The following is a 1,493-nucleotide window of genomic DNA, read 5'->3' on the forward strand; positions in this document are numbered from 1 at the left end:
AGATAAATATGGCGGCCGGTCTCTCCAAAACGCCTCGGGTAACGGCATCGACAATATCCGAGATGATCCACTCACCTTTAGCGAAATTAAGACATCGACACGCGGCGATTATCGCATGTATGGCGATCAGCTTCGGGGTGGAAAATATTTCGTTAGATCGCGATTGTCACAGATTAGCAAAGGAAAAGGTGCTTATAAATCATTAAGTTCCGAAGACAAAAATTATGCCCGTTCCCTTCTTCAGAGAATGAATGCTGGTGAGTCAGCGACTTACAATAAAGTTAAACTTAGAAAGAACGCTGATGGCACATTCAGCGAAGACGGGGTAGAGACCTGGAAACGGGACGACGCAGCCTATAAAAAGTGGCGGGAAAATGAAGAAAGGAAGCGAACTCAGAGAGCTGAACGAAAAGCAAAAGACAGTGCCGCTCAATTGCCTCCGTCTACGGGGCCGCCCACGAATGCCAACCAATAGCAATAACTGATTTTATACAGTATAAATCTCATTAACAACGAGAGTGAATTGATGGATACCGTTGAGGAAAAGATAAAAAATATCTTAAAAGAAGAAAAAAAAGACGTTCGCGCTTGGGTCAATGACAGTTTTAATAAAGAGCTATTGTATGATGATTCAGTTAGTTCTTTAATCAAGCCGTTTTTGGCTGATGGAGAGTCGCAAAAAAAGCTGATCCCGGGCGGCTTTGGCGATATTAGTTCTTGGTATTTGAGGCTCGCTGAAGACAAAAGCTTAAATAATACGACATACCCTGATGAAGAATTAGCATTGTCGGGGATCTATACATTTTGGTATTATGAAACGGCTTACGCGATTATGGAATCCGATGATCCTGCAGGCTACCTGTTTTCGATAACTGATTTCACCAATGTTTCTACGATGCTGTCACTCGGCTGGATGAACCATGCCGATCGCCTCGCCGAAACGATGTTTGACCGCTGGGATGTGGAGGAGGACGGGAACGGAAGCATCTCCTGGGAAAGCTTGCCCCTGTACCTGCCGTGGCTGTCGGTAAAGCTCTACAAGGCCTGGCGTGGCCTTGACGAGGTGTTTGACTTCGAGCCTCGGGATGAACAGTTGGAAGGCTTCTATCCGCTGTTGAAAGCCATCTTCGATCCGAGCGCGAGCACATTTGGCGAAGCGCTTATCGAGGCAGCTGATTTTCATGTGATGGGGATCGGGACAGACGATTACGATCCGGTGCGGGATGAGGAGTATTGGCTTTTCCCGGTGGAAATCTTGGCCGCCTGCCGTATCCGCCAACAGCGCGGCCTGGATATTCCCTATGTTGAGCATCCCCTTTTCGACGCGACACCGTTGGGGCGGTATCATTCTCCGCTCCCGGTGCCGCGCGATGACATTCTTGAAAAGGTTCTGCCGCTCTACGCCAAGGTGACGGGTAAACTGGATCTACAGGTCTAGAGCCGATCCGGCTTAATCCGGTTCATATCCTGCAGCGGCGAAGGTGTTCGCGCAC

The 1,493-nt window shown here is 48.5% G+C and carries 2 protein-coding genes; both read left to right on the forward strand.

Annotated elements, in window-relative coordinates; all coding sequences use genetic code 11:
* On the forward strand, positions 1 to 475 hold a 475-nt coding region (locus J1C48_RS18685), incomplete at its 5' end, for a hypothetical protein (protein ID WP_207259511.1).
* Positions 476 to 526: 51 nt separating this feature from the next.
* A complete protein-coding gene (locus J1C48_RS18690; RefSeq protein ID WP_207259512.1) occupies positions 527 to 1,438 on the forward strand; it encodes a hypothetical protein in 912 nt (303 codons plus the stop codon).
* The last annotated feature ends 55 nt before the right edge of the window (positions 1,439 to 1,493 follow it).

Origin of the sequence: Jiella flava, assembly GCF_017349315.1 — a bacterium.
Taxonomy (GTDB): Bacteria; Pseudomonadota; Alphaproteobacteria; order Rhizobiales; family Rhizobiaceae; genus Jiella; species Jiella flava.